Annotated in this window: 20 protein-coding genes; 12 read left to right on the top strand and 8 right to left on the bottom strand. The window is 38.3% G+C overall.

What is annotated here, in order from left to right:
• Positions 1-3: 3 nt before the first annotated feature.
• Positions 4-1110, top strand: coding sequence for an anhydro-N-acetylmuramic acid kinase (locus tag OW492_RS11870; protein ID WP_290040193.1), 1107 nt, complete (start codon positions 4-6; stop codon positions 1108-1110).
• Between the two features lie 29 nt (positions 1111-1139).
• On the opposite strand, the gene OW492_RS11865 is transcribed toward OW492_RS11870, so the two are convergent.
• Positions 1140-1376: a DUF3624 family protein gene (locus OW492_RS11865; RefSeq protein WP_290040191.1), complete on the bottom strand. Its 237-nt coding sequence runs from the start codon at positions 1374-1376 to the stop codon at positions 1140-1142.
• 76 nt (positions 1377-1452) lie between these two features.
• Here OW492_RS11865 and OW492_RS11860 point away from each other — a divergent pair, with 76 nt between their 5' ends.
• The 6 genes from OW492_RS11860 (at position 1453) to OW492_RS11835 (ending at position 7264) form a co-directional block, all read left to right on the top strand.
• On the top strand, positions 1453-1752 hold the full coding sequence (locus tag OW492_RS11860) for a hypothetical protein (protein WP_290040189.1): 300 nt from the start codon (positions 1453-1455) through the stop codon (positions 1750-1752).
• A gap of 193 nt (positions 1753-1945) precedes the next feature.
• On the top strand, positions 1946-2794 hold the full coding sequence (nfo, locus tag OW492_RS11855) for a deoxyribonuclease IV (RefSeq protein ID WP_290040187.1): 849 nt from the start codon (positions 1946-1948) through the stop codon (positions 2792-2794).
• A gap of 89 nt (positions 2795-2883) precedes the next feature.
• Positions 2884-5007, top strand: a complete 2124-nt coding sequence (locus OW492_RS11850; RefSeq protein WP_290040285.1) for a RelA/SpoT family protein — start codon at positions 2884-2886, stop codon at positions 5005-5007.
• Between the two features lie 114 nt (positions 5008-5121).
• Entirely contained in the window at positions 5122-5544 is a 423-nt protein-coding gene (locus OW492_RS11845; protein WP_290040185.1) for an META domain-containing protein, read from the top strand.
• 269 nt (positions 5545-5813) lie between these two features.
• Positions 5814-6167 carry a hypothetical protein gene (locus OW492_RS11840; protein WP_290040183.1) on the top strand — a complete coding sequence of 118 codons (354 nt, stop codon included), beginning with the start codon at positions 5814-5816 and terminating at the stop codon, positions 6165-6167.
• A 134-nt stretch (positions 6168-6301) separates the two neighbouring features.
• Entirely contained in the window at positions 6302-7264 is a 963-nt protein-coding gene (locus OW492_RS11835) for a metal-dependent hydrolase (RefSeq protein WP_290040181.1), read from the top strand.
• Positions 7265-7321: 57 nt separating this feature from the next.
• Here the strand turns inward: OW492_RS11835 and recQ are convergent, their stop codons facing one another.
• The 6 genes from recQ to plsB all read right to left on the bottom strand — a co-directional run bounded on the left by recQ (position 7322) and on the right by plsB (position 14590).
• Positions 7322-9124 carry a DNA helicase RecQ gene (gene recQ, locus OW492_RS11830; RefSeq protein WP_290040179.1) on the bottom strand — a complete coding sequence of 601 codons (1803 nt, stop codon included), beginning with the start codon at positions 9122-9124 and terminating at the stop codon, positions 7322-7324.
• Between the two features lie 99 nt (positions 9125-9223).
• Entirely contained in the window at positions 9224-9763 is a 540-nt protein-coding gene (hemG, locus tag OW492_RS11825) for a menaquinone-dependent protoporphyrinogen IX dehydrogenase (protein ID WP_290040178.1), read from the bottom strand.
• Complete coding sequence (locus OW492_RS11820; protein WP_290040176.1) at positions 9764-11221, bottom strand: TrkH family potassium uptake protein; 1458 nt, start codon at positions 11219-11221, stop codon at positions 9764-9766.
• 3 nt (positions 11222-11224) lie between these two features.
• On the bottom strand, positions 11225-11860 hold the full coding sequence (locus tag OW492_RS11815; protein WP_290040175.1) for a YigZ family protein: 636 nt from the start codon (positions 11858-11860) through the stop codon (positions 11225-11227).
• Positions 11853-12248: a rhodanese-like domain-containing protein gene (locus OW492_RS11810; RefSeq protein ID WP_290040174.1), complete on the bottom strand. Its 396-nt coding sequence runs from the start codon at positions 12246-12248 to the stop codon at positions 11853-11855. The genes OW492_RS11815 and OW492_RS11810 overlap by 8 nt, the downstream gene beginning before the upstream one ends.
• A gap of 8 nt (positions 12249-12256) precedes the next feature.
• The gene (gene plsB / locus OW492_RS11805; protein ID WP_290040173.1) at positions 12257-14590 is read right to left on the bottom strand and encodes a glycerol-3-phosphate 1-O-acyltransferase PlsB; all 2334 of its coding nucleotides are present in this window, start codon (positions 14588-14590) and stop codon (positions 12257-12259) included.
• Between the two features lie 188 nt (positions 14591-14778).
• Between plsB and OW492_RS11800 the strand changes: the two genes are divergently transcribed.
• From OW492_RS11800 to OW492_RS11780, 5 genes are all read left to right on the top strand, one after another.
• Positions 14779-15135, top strand: coding sequence for a diacylglycerol kinase (locus tag OW492_RS11800; RefSeq protein ID WP_290040171.1), 357 nt, complete (start codon positions 14779-14781; stop codon positions 15133-15135).
• A gap of 26 nt (positions 15136-15161) precedes the next feature.
• Positions 15162-16565: a replicative DNA helicase gene (gene dnaB, locus OW492_RS11795; protein WP_290040169.1), complete on the top strand. Its 1404-nt coding sequence runs from the start codon at positions 15162-15164 to the stop codon at positions 16563-16565.
• Positions 16566-16628: 63 nt separating this feature from the next.
• Positions 16629-17204 (top strand): hypothetical protein, encoded by a 576-nt coding sequence (locus OW492_RS11790; protein WP_290040167.1) that lies wholly within the window; start codon positions 16629-16631, stop codon positions 17202-17204.
• Positions 17205-17254: 50 nt separating this feature from the next.
• Positions 17255-17644, top strand: coding sequence for a hypothetical protein (locus OW492_RS11785; RefSeq protein WP_290040166.1), 390 nt, complete (start codon positions 17255-17257; stop codon positions 17642-17644).
• Positions 17638-19083, top strand: coding sequence for an AMP-binding protein (locus OW492_RS11780; RefSeq protein WP_290040165.1), 1446 nt, complete (start codon positions 17638-17640; stop codon positions 19081-19083). Before OW492_RS11785 ends, OW492_RS11780 begins: the two co-directional genes overlap by 7 nt.
• Here the strand turns inward: OW492_RS11780 and OW492_RS11775 are convergent.
• A complete protein-coding gene (locus OW492_RS11775) occupies positions 19072-21345 on the bottom strand; it encodes a diguanylate cyclase (protein ID WP_290040164.1) in 2274 nt (757 codons plus the stop codon). The two genes, OW492_RS11780 and OW492_RS11775, sit on opposite strands and share 12 nt — an antisense overlap.
• Positions 21346-21400: the final 55 nt, after the last annotated feature.

The following is a 21400-nucleotide window of genomic DNA, read 5'->3' as shown; positions in this document are numbered from 1 at the left end:
TTAATGAGTAATGTACCAGGTTTATATTTAGGGTTAATGTCGGGCACTAGCTTAGATGCAATTGATGTTGCACTATGTGAACGGAACGAAGAAGGCTTTATACAAATTGCCGGTACTGCAATCGAATTAGCACCTGAGCTGCGTCAGCAATTACTTTCAATATGCAATGAAAAACACGCTAGTCTGCATCAGTTAGGTGAAGTAGACCATCAATTTGCAGTTGCCTGTGCACAAGCAGTAAATAGCCTTCTGAAAAATGAAAATATTCAAGCCACCTCTGTCAGCGCTATTGGTAGTCATGGACAAACCATTTACCATTCCCCTGATACTAAGATCGCTTTTACCCAACAAATTGGTGACGCAAATGTGATCGCAGCACAAACACAAATCCCCTGTATTGCTGATTTTAGAAGAATGGATATGGCTTACGGTGGTCAAGGAGCACCTTTAGTGCCAGCCTTTCACCAAGCCTTGTTTGCAAAAAGCGGTGAACAACGGATTATTTTAAACATAGGCGGCATTGCTAACATCAGTGTATTGAATGGCACTGAACATGCTTTTGGTTATGATACAGGTCCTGGTAATATGTTAATGGATGCTTGGATTAATCTACATCACCAACAAACCTATGATAAAAATGCTTGGTTTGCCAGTAGTGGTATAGTTAACCAGTCATTATTGAATTTGTTATTAGCCGATCCCTATTTTGCATTAGCTGCCCCCAAAAGTACGGGACGAGAAAAATTTAATCTCTCTTGGCTAACTGAGCAAATAGCTAAGCAAAACTACCAAGTACAAGATGTACAACGTACCCTACTGGAATTCACTGCACTCACAATTGTCGATCAAATAAAACTACAAAGTAAAGGTGGTACGGTTTACGTCTGTGGTGGCGGAGCCTTAAACCCGTTATTAATGGGACGTTTAAGTGCATTATTGGTAAATCACCAAGTACATACTACTGATGCTTTAGCGATTAACCCAATGTATGTAGAAGCCGTTGCCTTTGCCTGGCTAGCTGAGCAAAGAATGTTAGAAAGAAAAGTCCCATTGAAAGCTGTGACTGGGGCCAGTAGAGATGCGATTTTAGGCTGTATTTATTTACCCTAAACCCAGGTCTGGCAATCAAGGTATATTGACTATGTACCGGTTAAGCGGTAATAACACCAAGCGATTAAATGTAATCCCATTAAAATAGCGGTAAGCATAAGAAACATTAGAAAAGCCACCCGTTGCACCGCTAACCATTGCTCTACATTTGCCAATAAATAAATGCCGGACAAGCCAATCAATAACACTAAGTTAATCGCCATACATTGGTTGCAACGGCCAATTTTATCTTTAAAAACACTACTCATACAACGATTACAAGCCACTCAATTCCCCTATCTCTTGTTAATCAAGATGAGTTTGATTAATATTTACCCACTATTTATCTATTGAGCAAACATTATGCATTACTTTATCAGTCTCTTATTTACCCTGGTAATATTTTCAGTAGGGGCAGAAGAAAAAGACTCAGCTACCGCCAAGAGTGACTCAGCTGTACCACATAACAATGGTACACAAGGGCTATTAAAAAACACCTTTATTGAGCCTATCGATAATTTTAATAGTATCGGCAGTGAACTTAACAAAACTAAAAGTTCAGAGAAAACACCCACTCCAAAACAGCAAACAGGGGATCAAACACAACCAACACCTTCAACTAATAATAGTGAGGGCACTATTCCATCTCTCCCCGCAGTATGATCAGCACAACCACTATTCAATAATAATCCAGCAGAACTCCCTAATTAAAACAGACTCTACCGACACCAAGCAAACTTTTTACACCCTATCTCAACGCCCTCTTATAATAAATAACCTCTTAAGTCGTTTACTGTTTGACCTACAGTAACCATTAGATATACTGGTTATCCACTTGAATTTAAGAGCTTAATGAATGAAATATATTGGCGCACATGTTAGTGCCTCTGGCGGCGTATTTAACGCGCCTAAAAATGCCTATGATATCGGGGCAACAGCTTTCGCTTTATTTACTAAAAATCAACGACGTTGGGATGCTAAACCACTTGACGACAATACAATCCGTAAATTCAAAGCGGCTTGCTTACGTTATAAAATTCAAAGCCAAAATATTTTACCTCATGACTCATATTTAATTAATTTAGGTCACCCTGAAGCAGAAGCTCTAGAAAAATCTCGCAATGCATTCTTAGATGAGATGCAACGTTGTGAACAATTAGGGTTAACCTTATTAAACTTTCATCCAGGTAGTCACCTTAAAAAACTATCTGAAGATGATTGTTTAAAACGCATTGCCGAATCAATCAATATTGCATTACAGCAAACTAGTTCGGTTTCAGCGATTATTGAAAACACAGCCGGTCAAGGCACTAACTTAGGTTATCGCTTTGAGCACCTCGCGAAGATTATTGAGCAAGTCGACGATAAACAACGTGTGGGCGTTTGTATTGATACCTGCCATACTTTTACTGCAGGTTACGAATTACGGGGCATGGCTGCAACAGAAGCAACCTTTAAAGAATACTCAGATGTAGTGGGGTTTGAGTATTTACGCGCCATGCACATCAATGACAGCAAAGTACCTTTTGCTAGCCGTGTTGATCGACACGCTCCTTTAGGGGAAGGTGAAATTGGTTGGGATTGTTTTGAATTTATAATGAAAGACAAACGCTTTGATGAGATCCCACTGGTCTTAGAAACCACTGATGAAAGTTTATGGCCACAAGAGATAAGTCGTTTAAAACAATGGTCAGAAGCGGATTAGCCGCTATTTGTTGCTTTATGGCATTAAATACTTTGAAACTCACTAAACTGCGATTATGCTACTAAAGTAACGTTAAAATAAGGAAAGTAATATTCATGTTCCAAACACTAAAAGCATCTATTCAAACCTATATGACAGAAGAGCATGTTGCCTTTGTCGAACGCGCGTATCATTATGCATATGCGGCACATGATGGTGTGAAAAGAGCAAGTGGTGAACCTTATATTACCCACCCTGTTGCAGTGGCTGAAATTCTTGCAGGTATGAAACTCGATTATGAAGCGATTTCAGCTGCCTTAATGCATGACGTATTAGAAGACACAGATACTACACATGAAGAGTTAGCAGAAGCATTTAATGCAGATGTGGCACAACTTGTAGAGGGTGTGACGAAGTTAGATAAGTTTAATTTTGAGAATCGTGAACAAGCACAGGCACAAAACATTCGTAAGATGTTAATTGCGATGTCTAAAGACTTTCGAGTGATGTTAATCAAGCTTGCTGACCGCGTACATAACATGCGAACCCTAGATTCTTTACGCCTTGATAAACGACAACGCATTGCTCAAGAAACCTTTGAAATCTTTACGCCAATTGCAAATCGCCTAGGCTTACATCATTTAAAAAATGAACTTGAAGAACTTGCCTTTAAAGCACAAAACTCGGCTCGTTACCATGTGTTAAAAGAAGCCATTGCTAAAGCTCGCGGTAATCGCCAAGACTTCATTGAAAGTATTTGTGATGAGATATCTGAGCAATTAACCTCAATGTCTATCGATGCACAAGTGATTGGTCGTGAAAAGCATCTATATAGCCTGTATAAAAAAATGCGCAAAAAAGGCTGTCAATTCCATGATGTTATGGACGTATATGCTTTTAGAATTATTGTAAAAGACTTAGATACTTGTTATCGCGTATTAGGTCAGATACATCATCTGTATCAGCCAAAATTAGAATTCTTTGAAGATTATATTGCCTTACCAAAAACCAATAGTTACCAGTCTCTACATACCACGTTAATCACCCATCAAGGTGTGAATATCGAGATCCAAATTCGTACTGAAGATATGGATGCTGTAGCAAAACATGGTATTGCGGCACATTGGAGCTACAAAGAAGGTAAAAAGACCACTAATATCGCAGCACAATTACAAACACGCAACTGGTTCCAAGGCCTAACAGAACAAGAAGATAACAGCACCAACTCTATTGTCTTGTTAGAAAATATTAAACAAGAATTGGGTAAAAACGATATTCACGTACTAACCCCTCAGGGTAAAATTATCGTATTACCTGCTTTTGCGACTGCGGTAGATTTTGCTTACGCAGTGCATACCAATATTGGCCATCACTGTATTGGTGCCAAAGTAGATAATGAATACTCAGTGTTAAGCCAAAAACTAGAAAGTGGTCAAACCATTGAAATAATTACAGGTAAAGAGGCTAGCCCAAGCCCTGAATGGTTAAACTTTGCAGCGACACATAGAGCTAGAAACAGTATTCGTAACTATCTTAAACAGTTACCTCAAACGACAACTATCCCATTAGGTCGACGCTTATTAAAGCAAGCATTGAATGCCACCAACTTAACAGATATTCCTCAAGAGAACATCGACAAAGTGATTGCAGATCATCACCTCGATGGCTTTAATCACCTATTACATGAGATTGGTAGCGGAAAATTACTCAGTTTAATCATTGCCAGACGTTTACGTGGTAATGCAGGTGAGCTAACGGAATCACAACATAAACAAAATATTCGCCAAAGTGCTATTAAAGGTGCAGAAGATATTATGTTGTCTTATGCAAATTGCTGTAAACCATTACCAGGTGACCCGATTGTAGCTCATACCAGTAGCGGAAAAGGTTTGGTGGTCCATGTTACAAATTGTCATAATGTAAATGGATTTGAAAATGAACTTGATAAGTATATTGCTGTCGAATGGGACATGAAGTTTATGAACCAATATGAATATTCCAGTGATCTGGTTATTCAAATGGCAAATCATAAAGCTGGCTTAGCTAAAATGTTTAATGTGATAGCAAAAAGTAACGCTAACGTTATAGATTTACAAACCACTGCGGTGACCAATCAAATTTATTCCATTAACGTCACTTTAACCGTGATTAATCGCATACATTTATCACGTATCATGCGTCAAATTAAGAAACTAAGCGGCGTCAAAAGCGTTAAACGAAACAATAAAAAATAACCAAAAAAAATGGTATCGAAATCAATTACTTCACATGATAAGAAGTATCATTTATATTGTTAATAATAAGAATAATAAATAAACAATATCTACATATTAAATGGATTAAATATTATGAAAACTGTTAAAGCGATTACACTTATTCTAAGCAGTGTAGTTTTGGGTGCTTGTACTGCAGAAACACAAATAATACCGCAAGAAGTAAAAATAGAGCAGCTACAACACAATTGGAAATTAACACATATTGATAATATTCAATTGGCTACTGTAATCAATAGCACATTAATGATTGATCCTGCTAATAAAAGCACAGGTAATCTAGGCTGTAATAACTTTGTTGGTACAGCCGAATTCAGCGATAACCAATTACGCATTAGCAAAATGGCTAATACACGAAAAATGTGTGGTGAACTGAAAAATGGTGTTGAAATGGATGTGACTAGCGTCCTTAGTGACTGGTCAAATGTCATGGTTGATAATGACTCTTTAATTATCGGTAATAACAAACATTCACTCACTTACCAATTAGCTAAATAATAATCTAATGAAGTCGATTGTTAGCTTGCTTACAATCGACTTATACCAATGACATTAAATATAACTTATTAGCTTCACGGTTTAGCTATCGTGCTTGTTTATTTCAAAGTAGTGATCTCACTCACACTAATCCAATAACACCACTTTTGTTTCCATAAAACTGCAACCTCCAATAACAATTACGTCATAAAAATATGCTAATTTTTAGCTGTTATCTGATATTTTTTCAGCTTTTTTAATACGCACAATAACGTAATGAGAGGTTCGAAATGAGTAATATACACCAACTTAATAATTTACCTAAACAAGCCACAATTAACCTTATTGCGTCCTATAAAGGTGATTTTGAAAATGGCTATTTTGATTACTGTCAACTGTTAGAAAAATTACAAGATGTGATTTTACGTGGTCACTTTATGGATCAAGAAGATAATGCAGCTTGGATGATGCACAGAGGTCATGATTATCTATCGAACCCTAAACTTTTTGCTCACGCACCATTGACCTATTTATGCGCCTTTCTCAGTGAAACCTTTAAAAAAAATAGTTTAAATGAGATTGAGAGAAGTATTCCTTCGGCTGTTTTTAGTGCTATTTTAACGCGCCTAAATGACTTTAAATGAACGTTGAAGCAAACATAAAGCAAGGCTAAATAAATAAAAACCAAAGGCAATATCATGGATTTTATGTCAACTTGATTTGTGCTTAATTACGATTGCATTACACTAGCATTTTAGCTGTTACTAAAAGAGTAAACATGGATTCAATCACTCAAATAGCATTAGGTGCTAGTGTTGCTGGTATTGTAGGTACAAAGTCTTTTGGCCGTAAAGCGTTAGTCACAGGAGCCATTTTAGGCACTCTTCCAGATTTAGATGTATTATTAAATTACCAAACAGCTATTCAAGACTTTACTTTTCATCGCGGATTCAGCCACTCTTTATTAGTATTAAGTGCATTAAGCATCGTTATTTATTATTTAGTTTTACTCCTGAAACCTACATTAAGCTCCCATAAAAAAGCCTTATTCTTAGTTATCTTTCTGCCTTTAATTACCCATCCTTTACTCGATGCTTTAACTACGTATGGCACCCAGCTATTATGGCCAATCAATATTCCGCCTATCTCTTGGTCAAGCATCTTTATTATTGATCCTCTTTATACCCTACCTCTGTTATTTGGCGTCATTGGGTTATGGGTTAAACGAGGCTCAGTGAGGTGGCAAAAAATCAATGCCGTTATGTTAGGAGTAAGCTGCTTATACCTTATTCAAGGCCAAGCACAGCGTGTACAAATCCACACGCAATTACAACATGACCCAATAGCACAGACGGGTGAGATATTTATTTCTCCCACACCTTTTAATACCTTATTATGGCGAGTTCTGAGTTATCAAGAAGATAGATATTATGTCAGTTTCACCCACGCCTTTAATCAACAGCCACTATCATGGCAACCTTTTGATACTGGACGGGAGCTATTAAACGGCTTTAACTCAACTGAGTTAGAGCGCTTAGAATGGTTTAGCAGCGGTTTTTTGCAGTTTACTAAACAGGAAGGTCAATTGATTGCGACTGATCTACGCGTAGGGCTAACACTTTATTATCCCTTTGCATTTAGTTTGGCCAAAGACGAAAATCAATGGCAACCTGTATTATCCGAAAAAATGGCAGCCCCTAAAATTAATTGGACAAAATTATTAGAGTTGCTCCACCTTTAAGCCCGGTTAATTAATCGAGTCTTGGCATCAACGACACAGCTCTTAAATAAAGAAATGTTATAGAGTATCCACATACTGCTTAATTTCAGATAAGAATTCTTCGCCATATTTATCTAGTTTAATATGACCTACGCCAGTGATTGACAGGAATTGTGAGTCATTGGTTGGCATCATTTCGCTCATTTCTGAGAGTGATACATCACTGAAAATAACATATGGAGGCAGATTTTCTTGGTCCGCTATCTGCTTCCGTAAATGACGTAACTTAGCAAAGAGCTTACTATCTGCATTCGCAGAAATACTACGGCGTTTTTGCTTCGCAGTGGTTTTTACTAGTTGTAATCGCGGTACCGCTAACATTAAAGCTTGTTCAGATTTTAATACGGTACGAGCGGCTTCTGTCAATTGCAAAGCAGACCCCCGTGTTAAGTTCTGCATTAATAAACCACAATGAATCAGCTGTCTAGCTATACTAAACCAATGCTCCGTAGACTTATCTTTACCAATACCAAAAGTCGATAACTGATCATGCCCTAGGCTCTTAACACGTGCTGTTTGTGCACCACGCAAGACCTCAACCACATGTGTGATACCAAAATGCTGCCCAGTGCGATAAACACAAGATAAAATCTTTTGCGCATCCACAGTCGCATCATAGCTTTGCGGTGGATCTAAACAGATATCACAGTTACCACAGGCTTTAGGGCTATACTCACCAAAATAGTTTAATACGACGCGACGACGGCAAGTTTGTGCTTCTGCAAAGGCCACCATGGTATTTAGTTTATGTAATTCAATGCGTAACTGCTCTTGATTAGGATTCTTTTCTAATAAACTACGAATACGTGCAGGATCGGCAGGGTCATAAAACAACATAGCTTGTGCAGGTAGGCCATCTCGCCCAGCACGCCCAGTTTCTTGATAATAAGATTCAATATTTTTCGGGATCTCGTAATGCACAACAAAACGCACATTAGGCTTATCGATACCCATACCAAAGGCCACGGTTGCCACTACAATCTCTACTTCATCTTTAATGAATAGGTCTTGTACATGCTGCCGCTCTTCTAGAGGTAGCCCTGCATGATAGCAACGAGAGTTAAGCCCTTTTGCCGCCAGTTTACCCGCAATCTCTTCTGTACGTTTACGGCTAGTACAATAAATAATACCGCTTTCATCTTTATGCTGATCTAAATAATTAAACAGTTGCGTTAATGGACGATATTTTTCAATCAACAAGTATTCGATGTTAGGGCGATCAAAACTACGGATTTCAATTAATGGATCCTGCAATTGTAAACGCTGTAAAATATCCTGCTGTGTTGCATGGTCAGCGGTCGCCGTTAAAGCCACTAAAGGGATATTAGGAAAATATTCTTTAAGATGACCTAATTGTGCATATTCAGGTCTAAAATCGTGGCCCCAAGAGGAAATACAATGCGCTTCATCCACCGCAAATAAGTTAATCGGTAGATGTTGTAATCGCGCAATAAAGTCTTGGCGTAATAAACGCTCAGGGGCAACATACAACAACTTTAAACGACCTTGATGTAAGGCGTTGATAATCTCATTTTGTTCTTGATAAGAAAGCGTTGAGTTTAAATAGGCGGCAGCGACACCACAAGCTTGTAAGGTATCAACTTGATCTTTCATTAAAGAGATTAATGGCGAGATAACAATGCATATCCCTTCACGCACTAATGCTGGGATTTGAAAACATAAACTTTTACCGCCGCCCGTTGGCATCACGACTAACGCGTCACGCCCTGCTATCAATTCATTGATAACCGTTTCTTGACCATCTCTAAATTGGCTGTAGCCGAAGACATCTAACAAGACATTCTGTGCGGGACTAGTCATATTCTGACTCAAAATATAGCAACCTATTGATCATCGAAGCGGGTAAAAGGGCGAACATTGTAAATCAGTGGCATAAATATTTCAGCTTAAATTTCCTCTTTACAGACGATTAAAGTGCTCACCAAACTGTTCTACTTTTTGCCAATCCGTTAACTCCATATCCTGTGTTTTGTCAGTGCTTCCACCGGTCATTTTCATGATCAGTTGAATCAATAATGTCTGCCACCAATTATAACGAGAATACAATAAAGCACCGGCGAACACCGCTTTGTGTTGAGGCTGCCACGCTGATAACTGTTCAAATTTTTTCATATAAGCGTTGTTTTCAGGTACCGCTTTTTCAGGTTTACGCGCAGTTAAACACACCACAAAAAAGGCATTCGGCAACGCGTCTAACTGTTGCTTATGCTGATTTACAAAGTTAATCATATTCTTTCTAAAATTACCGTAGCGAATAGATGCGCCCACTAACACTTTGTTATATAGAGTAAAATCAATTTCCAGCTTATCATCAACGTTAATAACGGTTACTTCACCTTCAATAGATTGTTTAATACGATTGATGATTTTTAATGTTTGCCCATCTACTGAAGAGTAGAGAATTAAGGTGTTTGCAGGTACTTGTGTTGTAGACATCATTTAATTTTTCCAAAAAACAGGGGTAAAGAGAACCAACAAGGTAAATACCTCTAATCGACCGAACAGCATGGCAATGATCATAATCCACTTAGACGCATCACTCACATCATTAAAGTGTAACGCCACATCACCTAAACCAGGGCCTAAGTTATTTAACATGGCTGCAACTGAGGAGAAAGCACTTAACTCATCCATACCAGTCATTAACAAGGCTAACATACAAATAATAAACACCAACGCATAGGTTGAGAAAAAGCCCCATACTGCCTCTACAACACGGTCGGGCAAGGCTTTATTGCCTAACTTAATTTTATAAACAGCTTTAGGATGCACAAGACGTTTTAGCTCACGCTGCCCTTGTAGGTTTAATAACAATACGCGGATCACTTTTAATCCACCGCCCGTTGAACCTGCACATCCCCCGATAAAACTAGAAAAGATCAATAATACCGGTAAAAACAATGGCCAGTCAGAAAAGGAGGTCGTTGTGAAACCTGCTGTCGTTGAAATAGAGACGGCTTGAAATAACGCGTGTGAGAAAGTAGTTTCAATGGTGCTATAAATATCATTACCCATTAATACCCAGAAACAGATCCCAGTAAGGAACAATTGAATAAAGATAAAGGCACGTACTTCAGGGTCTTTTCGATATACTTTTAAGCTAAATTCCTTCGCAGAAAAAGCGGTAAAATGTAACGCATAGTTAATACCGGAAATAAGTAAGAACACCACAGTGATCATATTGATCACATCGCTATCAAAGTGCCCCATACTAGCGTCATAAGTAGAAAACCCACCAATCGACACAGTAGAAAAGCTATGTCCTAATGCATCAAACAGCGTCATGCCAGCAAGCCAAAAAGCCAACATACAAGCTACGGTTAAACATAAATAAACGTACCAAAGTGCCTTTGCGGTTTCTGCAATACGCGGTGTCATTTTAGAGTCTTTAACTGGCCCTGGGGTCTCTGCACGATATAGCTGCATACCACCTATACCTAACATCGGTAAAACAGCAACGGCTAATACAATAATCCCCATGCCACCAAACCATTGCAGCATTTGTCGGTAGAAAAGAATCGACTTAGGTAAATCATTGAGTTCCGCAATAGTGGTTGCGCCAGTGGTAGTAAGCCCAGAGAAAGATTCAAAAAAGGCAGTGGCCAAATTCATATCCACACTGGAGCTCATCAGGAAAGGAATCGCACCGACACTGCCTAGGGTTGCCCAAAACAACACCACAATTAAAAAGCCTTCACGGGCTTTTAATTCACTTTTATAACGTCGATTCGGTAACCAGAATGCAAAGCCAATTAGTAACGTCACAAAAAATGCCGCTAAAAAGTCATTACCACCACCATCTTGATAGATATAAGCAATAAAAACCGGAGGTAGCATGGTTAAACTAAATAACCCTATTAGCATGGCTACGATTCTGATAATTGAACGGATAGCCATTAGTTAACCCAATTCATTAACAGAACGATTAATTTTTTTTGCAATGACTTGTCCCTGCATCAATGATTGTAATTTTTGTTTAAACAAACTGACCTGTTCCCTATCAACTTCTATCAATGCTTGAACAGTCTGTTGATAATCGACTTCAATAAGACGTCCTGAATGCGCTGACAGTATATGTTCTAACGTTGCCATTTGCGCATAGTTGCATTGTAACTGAAATTGCTCAAAAAAACGCTTTTCCATTGTTGGCATAGTTGGGCATAACTGTTGCAAACCGTTACTATAAGCACGAACTAACCCTCCTGTCCCCAACTTAATGCCGCCAGAGTACCTAACAACAACCGCAACCATCTCTCCAACATGACTACCTTGTAGAACAGCTAACATCGGTTTTCCCGCAGTACCTTTTGGCTCACCATCATCACTACACCCCATGTTTACACTGTCTTTAGGGCTACCACCAATAAAAGCCCAACAGTGATGGCGAGCATCTTTATGTTCCGCTTTAATATCCGCAAGAAACTGCATGGCCGCTGCTTTGCCTTTAGCTGGCTGTAAAAACGTCAGAAAGCGGCTTTTTTTAATCTCTTCTTGAAAGAAAACCGCTTCTTTTAGAATTAAATACGGCTTATTCACTTTGAATCAATAACCCTTGTCGTTGCCATTCAATAACTCCACCAGCAACAGAATATACATTTTCATACCCCATATTCTGCAATGAAGCAGCCGCTAATACACTTCGAGCTCCAGAACGACATAATAAATAGATAGGAAGCTGCGCCGCCGATGCTAAACCTTCAATTAAGTGCTGGTAAGCAGGTAAGCCAGTTAACTGCATCTCTAGTACACCACGCGGTATTAACTCACTGCCAACTGGATATCCCGCTGCAGTTTCATTAGGCTCTCTGATATCAATAAACAGTAACGGTGTATTATTTTGTAAATGCTCATACACTGTTACACAGTCGACTTCATTAACTTCCGCACGTAACGACGCCACCAATGCTTTTCCATCTAATAACATACTTTTCCCTATTGGTCGGATAAACAATCTAACAACTGCTGTGCAGCGTCGATTGTAAAACGTTGTCTATCAAGCTGTTTAATAAACACCTCAATCACTTTTTGATCAAATGGTTCAATACTTTTTGTGGTTAATACTCTTTTACTCGCGGTAATCAAATCTTCATCACTCTGTTGAAAATCTAAGATTAATTGTGATAACACACAATGATAGCGCAATCGCGTCTCATTTAAGTGAGCGCTCAGCACTTTTATGAATGATAGGTGATTTATTTCAATAAAGTCGTCATCCACCCTCACTATATTCACAGTTTGTAGTTCAAATAATAACAATCTAACCCGTTCCGCTATGCGTTGTGCTGAAGGTACTAAAAAATATTCAGCTTCAACAAAGGGTAACAGCAGCTTCATCATTTGTTCAAGCGAGGTTCTGTGTATGCGCTTTATTCCCTTTGTATATTGAGAGTGCTTATTTAATTGTATTAAACAAAAACTAAGTAAAGCAGGCAAAGCAAGCAAATGCACTATGGTATTACGGTAATAGGTTAATTGTGCACTTTGACGACTATTTGCACTGATTACGTTATCAAGCTCAGAAAATTTATTGATCGCCAATGCCTGTTGATAAACGATTTCAGGCGCTTGTGTTGGATACGTCATTAACGTATTTTTTAACGATAACCCAAACAACTGCTGATGCAATGCTATCAAGTTAAGTAAACGCTGTTTACTTAACTGATGATGTGTACTAGCTAACAAAATTGCTGCACATAAGGGTAAAGCATTAACAGCAGTTGCTTGGTTAATACCTTGCATCACTTGGCCTGCAATGTGGTTCACATGCTCAATTATATCTTCTTTCGCTAACCTATTTTCTCGCCATTGAGGTGTTTGTTGATCGAAATAGTTCCTCAAACTAATCGGCTCTCCAAAATTCACAAAAGCACGACCAAAATTACCTAATTTTTTTATTATCCCCAATACTTGCCATAGGTTTTCTTGCTTTTTCTGCTTGCCTGACAACTCTTTCATGTAAGTACTCACTTCCATGATATGGTCATATCCTATATATATCGGCACTAATACAACATTGCGATTAGTTTGTGCTAAAAAAGTATCGACACTCATGGTCAATAGGCCAATTTTCGGAGGTAATAACCGCCCTGTCCGACTACGCCCACCTTCAGTGAAAAACTCTATTGGATAACCTTGCTTAAATAACATAGAAAAATAAGCTTTAAATACCTTGCTATACAAAGGGTCCCCCTTAAAGCTACGACGTATAAAAAATGCACCAGAACGCCTAAAAATACCACCAGCAGGAAAAAAGTTAAGATTCACTCCGGCTGCGATATGCGGAGGCATTAGACCTTCTTCATATAATAGATAAGAAAGTAACAGGTAATCCATGTGGCTACGGTGACAAGGCATATACACTATTTCAGCACCACTTTGCGTCGCATCTCTCACTGTTTGGGCGTTGTTCACCTCAATACCTTGATAAATCCCGTTCCAAACTCGACCTAAAATAGTGCGAAAAAAACGTATAAATCGATATGAAAATTGGCTACTTATTTCTTGTAAATAAGACTGACATTGCTCTGTCACCTGTGTTTCTGACAAGCCTGTTTCTGCACAATATTGATTAATTTCTTGCTGCAATTGTTCACTTTCAAGCAGCTGTTTAATGATTTTTTGTCGAGCAGGAATAGCAGGGCCAATACCGCAACGCTGCAATCTATTAAAAGAATGTAACCCGACTTTTGCTAACCTATGAACGTATTTTTCAACCTTGAGTTCTGCATTTTTTTTTAATAAAACGTGAGCAGAAATAGGAGAATTAAATTGTATCAACAGTTCTCGGCCAAAGCGCAGAACTCGGGAGGCTTTTTGTAAACGATTCAGATCACTAAAATGAGGTGAACTATGTTGTGCGACCTGACTTCCAGGATTTCTTCCCCAGAAAAAAGTCACAGGGATTAATTGCACATCTAATTCACGATGTTGATGGAGTAAGTTGGATAACTGCTGGTACTGATTAACATGCGTTGCTTGCTGTTGCTTTAACTCTGCTTTTTTAAACCAATACTGCTCATGCAAAAATATCATCGAAGAAAATTTTTCTCCAGCAATATTAATTGATTGAAAAGGGTCAGGCAAAGCAGCTTGTTGACAGCCCTTTTGTAACGCAAGCAAATCACTGGGGCAATTTTGCGCTAACACATAAATAATAGGTCGGTCAGAGTCGATTGCAAAGGTTGACAATGGATCGCGTGGTACCACTGTATTTTTAACCCAAAACCGATTCGTTATCCGTGACCCCAAAGTCCCTGTTGCTAACACATACTATCCTTGTATCCTTTGTCTTTAAGCATTGTAGTTTAACATACCCAAATGATGCGTATAAATAGATAAAACAGTTCTGCTATTTTGACAAATCAATCACAGCAATACACAGCTAAATGATGACCAAAGGCCGTCTATTTGTTAAAGTACCTTTCTTGAATTTATGCCAATGAGCTCATTTATCAATGCAAAAAAACACTGGATTAAAGCGCATCTGTTTAGCACTGGGTTATTCTACTAACGGTTTAAAAAGTGCATATAAACATGAAGCAGCTTTTCGACAAGAGATATGGCTAACTTGCATATTAATTCCAACTGCGTTTTTTATAGATGTAACTCAAGTAGAACGTATTTTACTCATACTGCCAATCATACTCATGTTAATGTTTGAAATGGTCAATTCTGCTATTGAAGCAGTAGTGGATAGAATTGGTAGTGAGTTCCATGAACTAGCAGGCAGAGCTAAAGACATGGGTTCAGCAGCAGTGTTGGTCAGCGTGATCTTAACCGCATACATCTGGATAGAAACTCTGTTTTTTTAATCAACTTCACTCGTTAGGATTTTAATATGGCGGACAAGCCAGCTTTTACCAAACAAAAAAATAACACCATGAACTCACCGATCAAAACGGTTCCTCACTCTTTTGAGGCTGAGCAAGCGGTTATCGGTGGCTTATTATTAGATAACGATACTTGGTCTGATGTTTCTGAGCGAGTGGTTGATCGTGATTTTTATACTCGTGCTCATCGCCTAATATTTTCAACCATTGAGAAACTCAGTAGTGATGATATCCCTGTTGATATCGTGACACTGTCTGAAAAACTTGAAAACACACAGGACTTAGAAGGGATAGGTGGCATCGCCTACTTAGCTGAGCTATTACAGAATACACCTAGTGCCGCGAATATTAATAATTATGCGGATATTGTACGTGAACGTGCCATTGTCCGAGAGTTAATCGGAGTAGCTAATGATATTGCCGAAGCCGGTTATGATACAGAAGGTCGCGATAGCTCAGAATTATTAGACTTTGCTGAAACCAAAGTATTCCAAATAGCAGAAGCGCGTAATAATAAAAATGAAGGTCCACAGGCGATCAAAGACATCTTGAAAGAGACGGTCGCTAAAATTGATGATTTATGCAAAAACCCACGCGATGGTATTACTGGTTTATCATCGGGTTATAACGATTTAGACCAAATGACTACAGGTTTCCAACCCGGTGACTTAATCATAGTTGCTGCCCGTCCATCTATGGGTAAAACAACCTTTGCTATGAACTTAGCAGAGCATGCGGCCCTCAATGCCGACAAACCAACGATTATCTTCTCATTAGAGATGCCTGCGGATCAGATCATGAACCGTATGTTGGCATCATTGGGTCGTATCGACCAAGGTAAAATCCGTACTGGTCAACTTGATGAGAACGACTGGGCATCACTGTCTTCAACTATGTCTATCTTATTGGATAGAGGTAAAATGTTTATTGATGATAGTTCAGGCTTAACCCCTACCGAGCTGCGCTCACGAGCACGACGTATTGCTCGTGACCATGGCGGTGTCAGTATGATCATGGTCGATTACCTGCAATTAATGCGCGTTCCTTCATTAAGTGAAAACCGTACTTTAGAGATCTCTGAGATATCTCGCTCTTTGAAAGCATTAGCCAAAGAACTGCGCTGTCCGGTTATCGCACTATCTCAGCTAAACCGTGGTCTAGAGCAACGTGCAGATAAACGCCCGATTAACTCAGATTTACGTGAATCAGGCGCAATTGAGCAGGATGCCGATTTAATCATGTTTATTTACCGTGATGAGGTTTATCACGAAGACAGTGAACATAAGGGCATTGCAGAGATCATCATAGGTAAACAGCGTAACGGTCCAATCGGTAAGGTTCGCTTAACCTTCCAAGGACGTTATTCTCGTTTTGATGATTACACAGGGACTGCCTACCATGGCGAAGAGTGATCCTTATCAAGATCTCCTAATCTTAAGCAGTGTATAACTGTTAAAAAGATCAAGGGGTTCACAATGTATACCAACAAGCTTAAGACATTATTTAAAAACACAAATAAGTGCTTAAGCTTGTATCGCTTTTCATTGCCTCTGCAAAAGCCAATCAACTTTAACGGCCACCAACTCACACAACGACAGGGTTTATGGTTAGTGAAACAAACAGCCGCTGGTGATTATTCAATCGGTGAAATTGCGCCTTTACCTGGCTTTAGTCATGAAACATTGGAGGATTGTGAAGACTACTTATTAGCACTATTGCACAACTCAACAATCACCAAACAGCAAATAGAGACCCTACAAACACTGCCTAGTGTGCAATTTGCAATACACTGTTTATTACAACAAATTCCATGGCAAACTCTTCCCAGCCTTGATCAACAAAGTATTGCCCTATTCCAAGGTAAGCCTGCTGACATTATCCAGCGATATAAAGTATTGAATAATCCCAATGTAGCTAAATTAAAAGTCGGCAGACTAACAGTGCAAAAAGAGGTTCAACTGATCAAAGCGTTAATCAAAGTGAACCCTAAGATACGTTTTAGATTGGATGCAAATCAGCAATGGGATAAACAAACCTATGTTTTTTTCTAAAAAATATTAACGCGCAACATATTGATTATATAGAAGAGCCAACTCAGTCAATGGCAGATAATATAAGAGTCGCCCAACGATATGAGAGTCGTTTAGGGTTAGATGAGAGTCTCTTAACTGCCGTAACCTTACCTATTGATAGTAGCATTAAAGCATTGGTACTTAAGCCAACTTTAATTGGCGATCCTGATCGTATCAATGACCTACTGATTCATGCACAGCAATATAATCTGCAAGTGACTATCAGTGCATGCTTTGAGTCCCCTATTGCCCTTAACCAACTGCGAGCTTTAGCACAACACTGGCAACAACAAACACAGCTTAATATTGCGTTAGGCTTAGACACACAACAAGCGTTTACTGAAGACATTCAGCATCGAATAATAAGTACAAGGGCTCAACTTGAGGCTTACTTAAAAAAGGCGAAACGCTTATGGTAACTTTAATCGATCAATGTCCAGTTCGTTATCATGCAATCAATCAGGGGCAGCAAATAGCAATACAAGATGATCAACAACCGTTAACTTACCAACAACTAGATAATCAATTGACCCTACTGGCTGAACAACTAGAGCAACAAACAACATTAGTTTCATACCAAACAAAAACAGATAAATCTGAAGCTAATAGACTCATTTGCATTGCAAGTAACGGTCTGCAATTACTATTGTTACAACTATTATGCTTACGCACAGGCTGGTTATTCTGCCCTTTAAACCCCCGCTTTACTGATACAGAAATACAACAGAGATTAACAGTACTAAACAGCCCTTATTGCTGGGTAGAAGATGATTCTTGCCACGAAGGATTAAAAACAATAACTATCAATTTCGCTTTTTCCCCTTTACCTAGCAAGCAATCAACGGCGTTAAGTATTGATTCCCTTCAGCCCTGCAATATTATTTTCACCTCAGGCAGTAGTGGTTTTCCAAAAGCGATTGTGCACCATTACCAGAATCACTTTTTCAGTGCATTAGGTTCACAAAGCTTAATCCCACTGCAAAACAAAGATCATAATTTACTATCGCTACCACTTTTTCATGTTAGTGGTTACGCTACAGTAATACGAACTATTATCGCAGGCGCTACCCTTGAGTTAAGCCATCAACCACTCAGTTATGACCTCATATATGACAGAAAGATAACTCACCTTTCCTTAGTGTCTACTCAATTAATACGCTTATTAAAAGACGCTAGGTTTTCTCCACAAAAGACCAAGATTAAACACCTCTTATTGGGTGGCAGTGCTTTCTCAGAGACATTATTAAACGCATTAGCAATACGCTCATTTACCTATCACCTCAGTTATGGCTGTACTGAAATGGCTTCCCAAGTAGCGACGTCAAATAAGAATAACCAATTGACAATACTGCCCTATCGACAGGTGAAAATAGAAAACAATGAGATATTCTTGCGTGGAAAAACACGCTTTATTGGCTATTTTGAGGAAAACAAATTGCTCACAATCCCACCACAAAAATGGTTAAGTTGCGGTGATTGTGGGCAATTACAAGGTAATCAATTAATTATTTCGGGAAGAAAAGACAGGCAATTTATTAGTGGTGGAGAAAATATACAGCCCGAAGAGATAGAAACACTTTGCTTACAACATAATAATGTAGAAAACGCCTATATCTACCCAATTCAAGATCCACAATATGGGCAACGCCTTGCCCTTTTTGTTGCATTTACTGAGATAGACTCAACTTACTTTAGGCAATATTGTAAGCAATTAGAGCACTACCTTAGCCAACAGCTAACAAGTTTCAAACTTCCACTACATTATCTACCTTGGCCAGCACTAAAAGGTGTGAACACGCTGAAAGTTACTCAACAACACTTTAAAGACAGTTTATTAAAACGAGGATTAATTGCCTAAACCACGCCTAATGCCTTGCTCATAAACCACTTGCTCAGCTTCTTTAATCAAGGCAGATAAGTCATCATGAATCGCTGATTTATATTCAACAATGCCAGTGTCACATACTAAACGATAGGCTAAATCAGCCTCTACATTAAATCTTTTAATTGCCTCATCTAAACGTGCAAACTTCCCTGAGTCAATCACCTCGTATTCACTATCATTCATTAAAACAACAAACTCGTCATTACCGATGCGCGCAATAATATCTGTTTCACGGAATGTATCTTTTAATAGTTCAGCAAAACACGTAATTAACTTTTCACTTGCAGCAGTACCATGCTCTGCGCTTATTTTATTAAGCCCTATAATATTTAGATACAATACAAAAAAGGGTTTCTTCGCTCGTGCTGCAAGACGGAAATAGTTCTCGCCGGCATTGATTAAACCACGGTAATTTAATACTCCGGTCAACTCATCACTTAGTACTAATTCATGATTCTTATCTAATAGTGACTTGTTAATGGTGATATCGTTAGTTAACTCCACAACACCTTGAATCTTTTTATCTACTGTATAATAAGGGTGGTAACTGACTTCATAAGTAAATGCTTCGCCTTGATCATTATGTTTGATAGTTTCGATACGTTGTGGAGCCTTTAATATCCGACTTTTATGTAGTGCACAAACACTCGTATGACACTCCATACAACTAAATACCGCTTCACAATCACTGCTTAAGAATTCATTAGTAACCCCGCCATTAATCATCCTCAATGCTTTATTAACGTAAGTTACATGCCCTTCTAAATTAAATATCCTCACGCCAAACGGCAGAATATCCATAAACTGGGATTGATCAAATAAAGAGGATTTTAGCTTTTTATTAAGAGACTTATAATTACTGACATCATTAATATAGCCAACAAAACCTTGCTTAGGCATCCCCTGTTCAGCCATTGAAAAACAGTACATTTTATAAGTTAAATCTTCATCACCTTTAACTTTTTCAGATTCAACTTCAAGATACCCACCAGCTTCTTCGACGTCAGACATTGGGACCTTAAAAGCTTCAAAATCATGATCATAACTAGCATCTCGATTAAATAGTTTCCTTTTACTTAGTGCAAAAAATTCACAAAAAGCTTTATTGGCACCACAATATTGATTGTTATTGTTTTTAAGATAAATAGGAAATGGCATGGCATCTAAAAATCGCTGAAATGACACTTTTATTTGATATAAGTGGGCTGATTTTTTCAGTGCATATAAAAAGATAACAACTAACAACAAGGCTAAAATAAATGTAATAACATTAAATTCTGCACTAGAGATATAGAGTTTCATCGTCGGCATAAAGGTCACTAGCCCCCCAACGTGGTAACCATATATATTGCTAATAGGCATAAACATAACCACGCCATCACGCCCATTAATCTTCGTATTAAAAGAGAAACGTTTGAGCTGTAATAACTTTGCACTCTGCTCAGCAGTTAATTTACTTTTTAATTCTGTTAAGTCTTCATCGGATAAGGTCGCTTTATCTGTATCTTCATTGCCTCGATTAAGACTAATTAAAAAACTCTTCGATAGAGGCGTGTTCCGATAAATATTATTTTTTCGTGTTACCGCTAATAAAGGTCTTTTTGCCCACAAATATTGAGACGTAACCTCGCTCCCATCAGCTAAAGAGTTTTGTATTTTTGCCAAGGGAAGGGATAACTCAACAACCGCAATAAATTCATTAGAAGCATTGAAAACAGGGAAGAAATATCGATATACATAACGCCCATTCTTTAAGGACAATCCAGAAAAAGGTTTATGTTTTTTAATGACTTTTTCCAAACCAATTTTATTATTAGCAAGCTGAACATCAGAAGCCCCTTGTTGATCCAAATGAAGTAACAATTGACTGTTAGTCAGATATATTTGCTGGAAAGGAAATTTTTTACGGCTGATTTTAAACTGAGGTTGCAGGCTCTGATTTAGCTGTTCGGTTACTTCTTGTAATTTTTCGGGCGACTCTTTTGCTTGATTCGCTTGATCTAAAAGCATTGCAACAGCCTGATTTCCATATTGCAATTCAAACAGTAATGTTGCGTTGGATTTGGTTTGAGCAAGTGTCGACATAAAACTGTTATATACAGTTCTTTCTACTAATTTACGTTGCTGTCTTTGGCTTTCATCGTCTGACATCACAATAAAAATGGCAATAATTAACGCCATCATTATGCTAAAAAAGATAAAATCAAAAAAGTAAAAACGCTTTGCTCTCAACATTTTAGACCTAAAATAATCAAAAATAAAATAGAGTATATACTAACTCACTTAAAAT

This window comes from Psychromonas sp. 14N.309.X.WAT.B.A12 (assembly GCF_030397575.1).
Taxonomy (GTDB): Bacteria; Pseudomonadota; Gammaproteobacteria; order Enterobacterales; family Psychromonadaceae; genus Psychromonas.
Note: the sequence above shows the minus strand (reverse complement) of the source record. Positions and strands in the feature narration are given on the sequence as shown.

Bases quoted from the DNA above. Each gene is read 5' to 3' on its own strand.
- OW492_RS11870 (WP_290040193.1), top strand. From the start codon at position 4: ATGAGTAATGTACCAGGTTTATATTTAGGGTTAATGTCGGGCACTAGC.
- OW492_RS11860 (WP_290040189.1), top strand. From the start codon at position 1,453: ATGCATTACTTTATCAGTCTCTTATTTACCCTGGTAATATTTTCAGTA.
- nfo (WP_290040187.1), top strand. From the start codon at position 1,946: ATGAAATATATTGGCGCACATGTTAGTGCCTCTGGCGGCGTATTTAAC.
- OW492_RS11845 (WP_290040185.1), top strand. From the start codon at position 5,122: ATGAAAACTGTTAAAGCGATTACACTTATTCTAAGCAGTGTAGTTTTG.
- OW492_RS11840 (WP_290040183.1), top strand. From the start codon at position 5,814: ATGAGTAATATACACCAACTTAATAATTTACCTAAACAAGCCACAATT.
- OW492_RS11835 (WP_290040181.1), top strand. From the start codon at position 6,302: ATGGATTCAATCACTCAAATAGCATTAGGTGCTAGTGTTGCTGGTATT.
- recQ (WP_290040179.1), bottom strand. From the start codon at position 9,124: ATGACTAGTCCCGCACAGAATGTCTTGTTAGATGTCTTCGGCTACAGC.
- hemG (WP_290040178.1), bottom strand. From the start codon at position 9,763: ATGATGTCTACAACACAAGTACCTGCAAACACCTTAATTCTCTACTCT.
- OW492_RS11820 (WP_290040176.1), bottom strand. From the start codon at position 11,221: ATGGCTATCCGTTCAATTATCAGAATCGTAGCCATGCTAATAGGGTTA.
- OW492_RS11810 (WP_290040174.1), bottom strand. From the start codon at position 12,248: ATGTTATTAGATGGAAAAGCATTGGTGGCGTCGTTACGTGCGGAAGTT.
- OW492_RS11800 (WP_290040171.1), top strand. From the start codon at position 14,779: ATGCAAAAAAACACTGGATTAAAGCGCATCTGTTTAGCACTGGGTTAT.
- dnaB (WP_290040169.1), top strand. From the start codon at position 15,162: ATGGCGGACAAGCCAGCTTTTACCAAACAAAAAAATAACACCATGAAC.
- OW492_RS11790 (WP_290040167.1), top strand. From the start codon at position 16,629: ATGTATACCAACAAGCTTAAGACATTATTTAAAAACACAAATAAGTGC.
- OW492_RS11785 (WP_290040166.1), top strand. From the start codon at position 17,255: ATGGCAGATAATATAAGAGTCGCCCAACGATATGAGAGTCGTTTAGGG.
- OW492_RS11780 (WP_290040165.1), top strand. From the start codon at position 17,638: ATGGTAACTTTAATCGATCAATGTCCAGTTCGTTATCATGCAATCAAT.
- OW492_RS11775 (WP_290040164.1), bottom strand. From the start codon at position 21,345: ATGTTGAGAGCAAAGCGTTTTTACTTTTTTGATTTTATCTTTTTTAGC.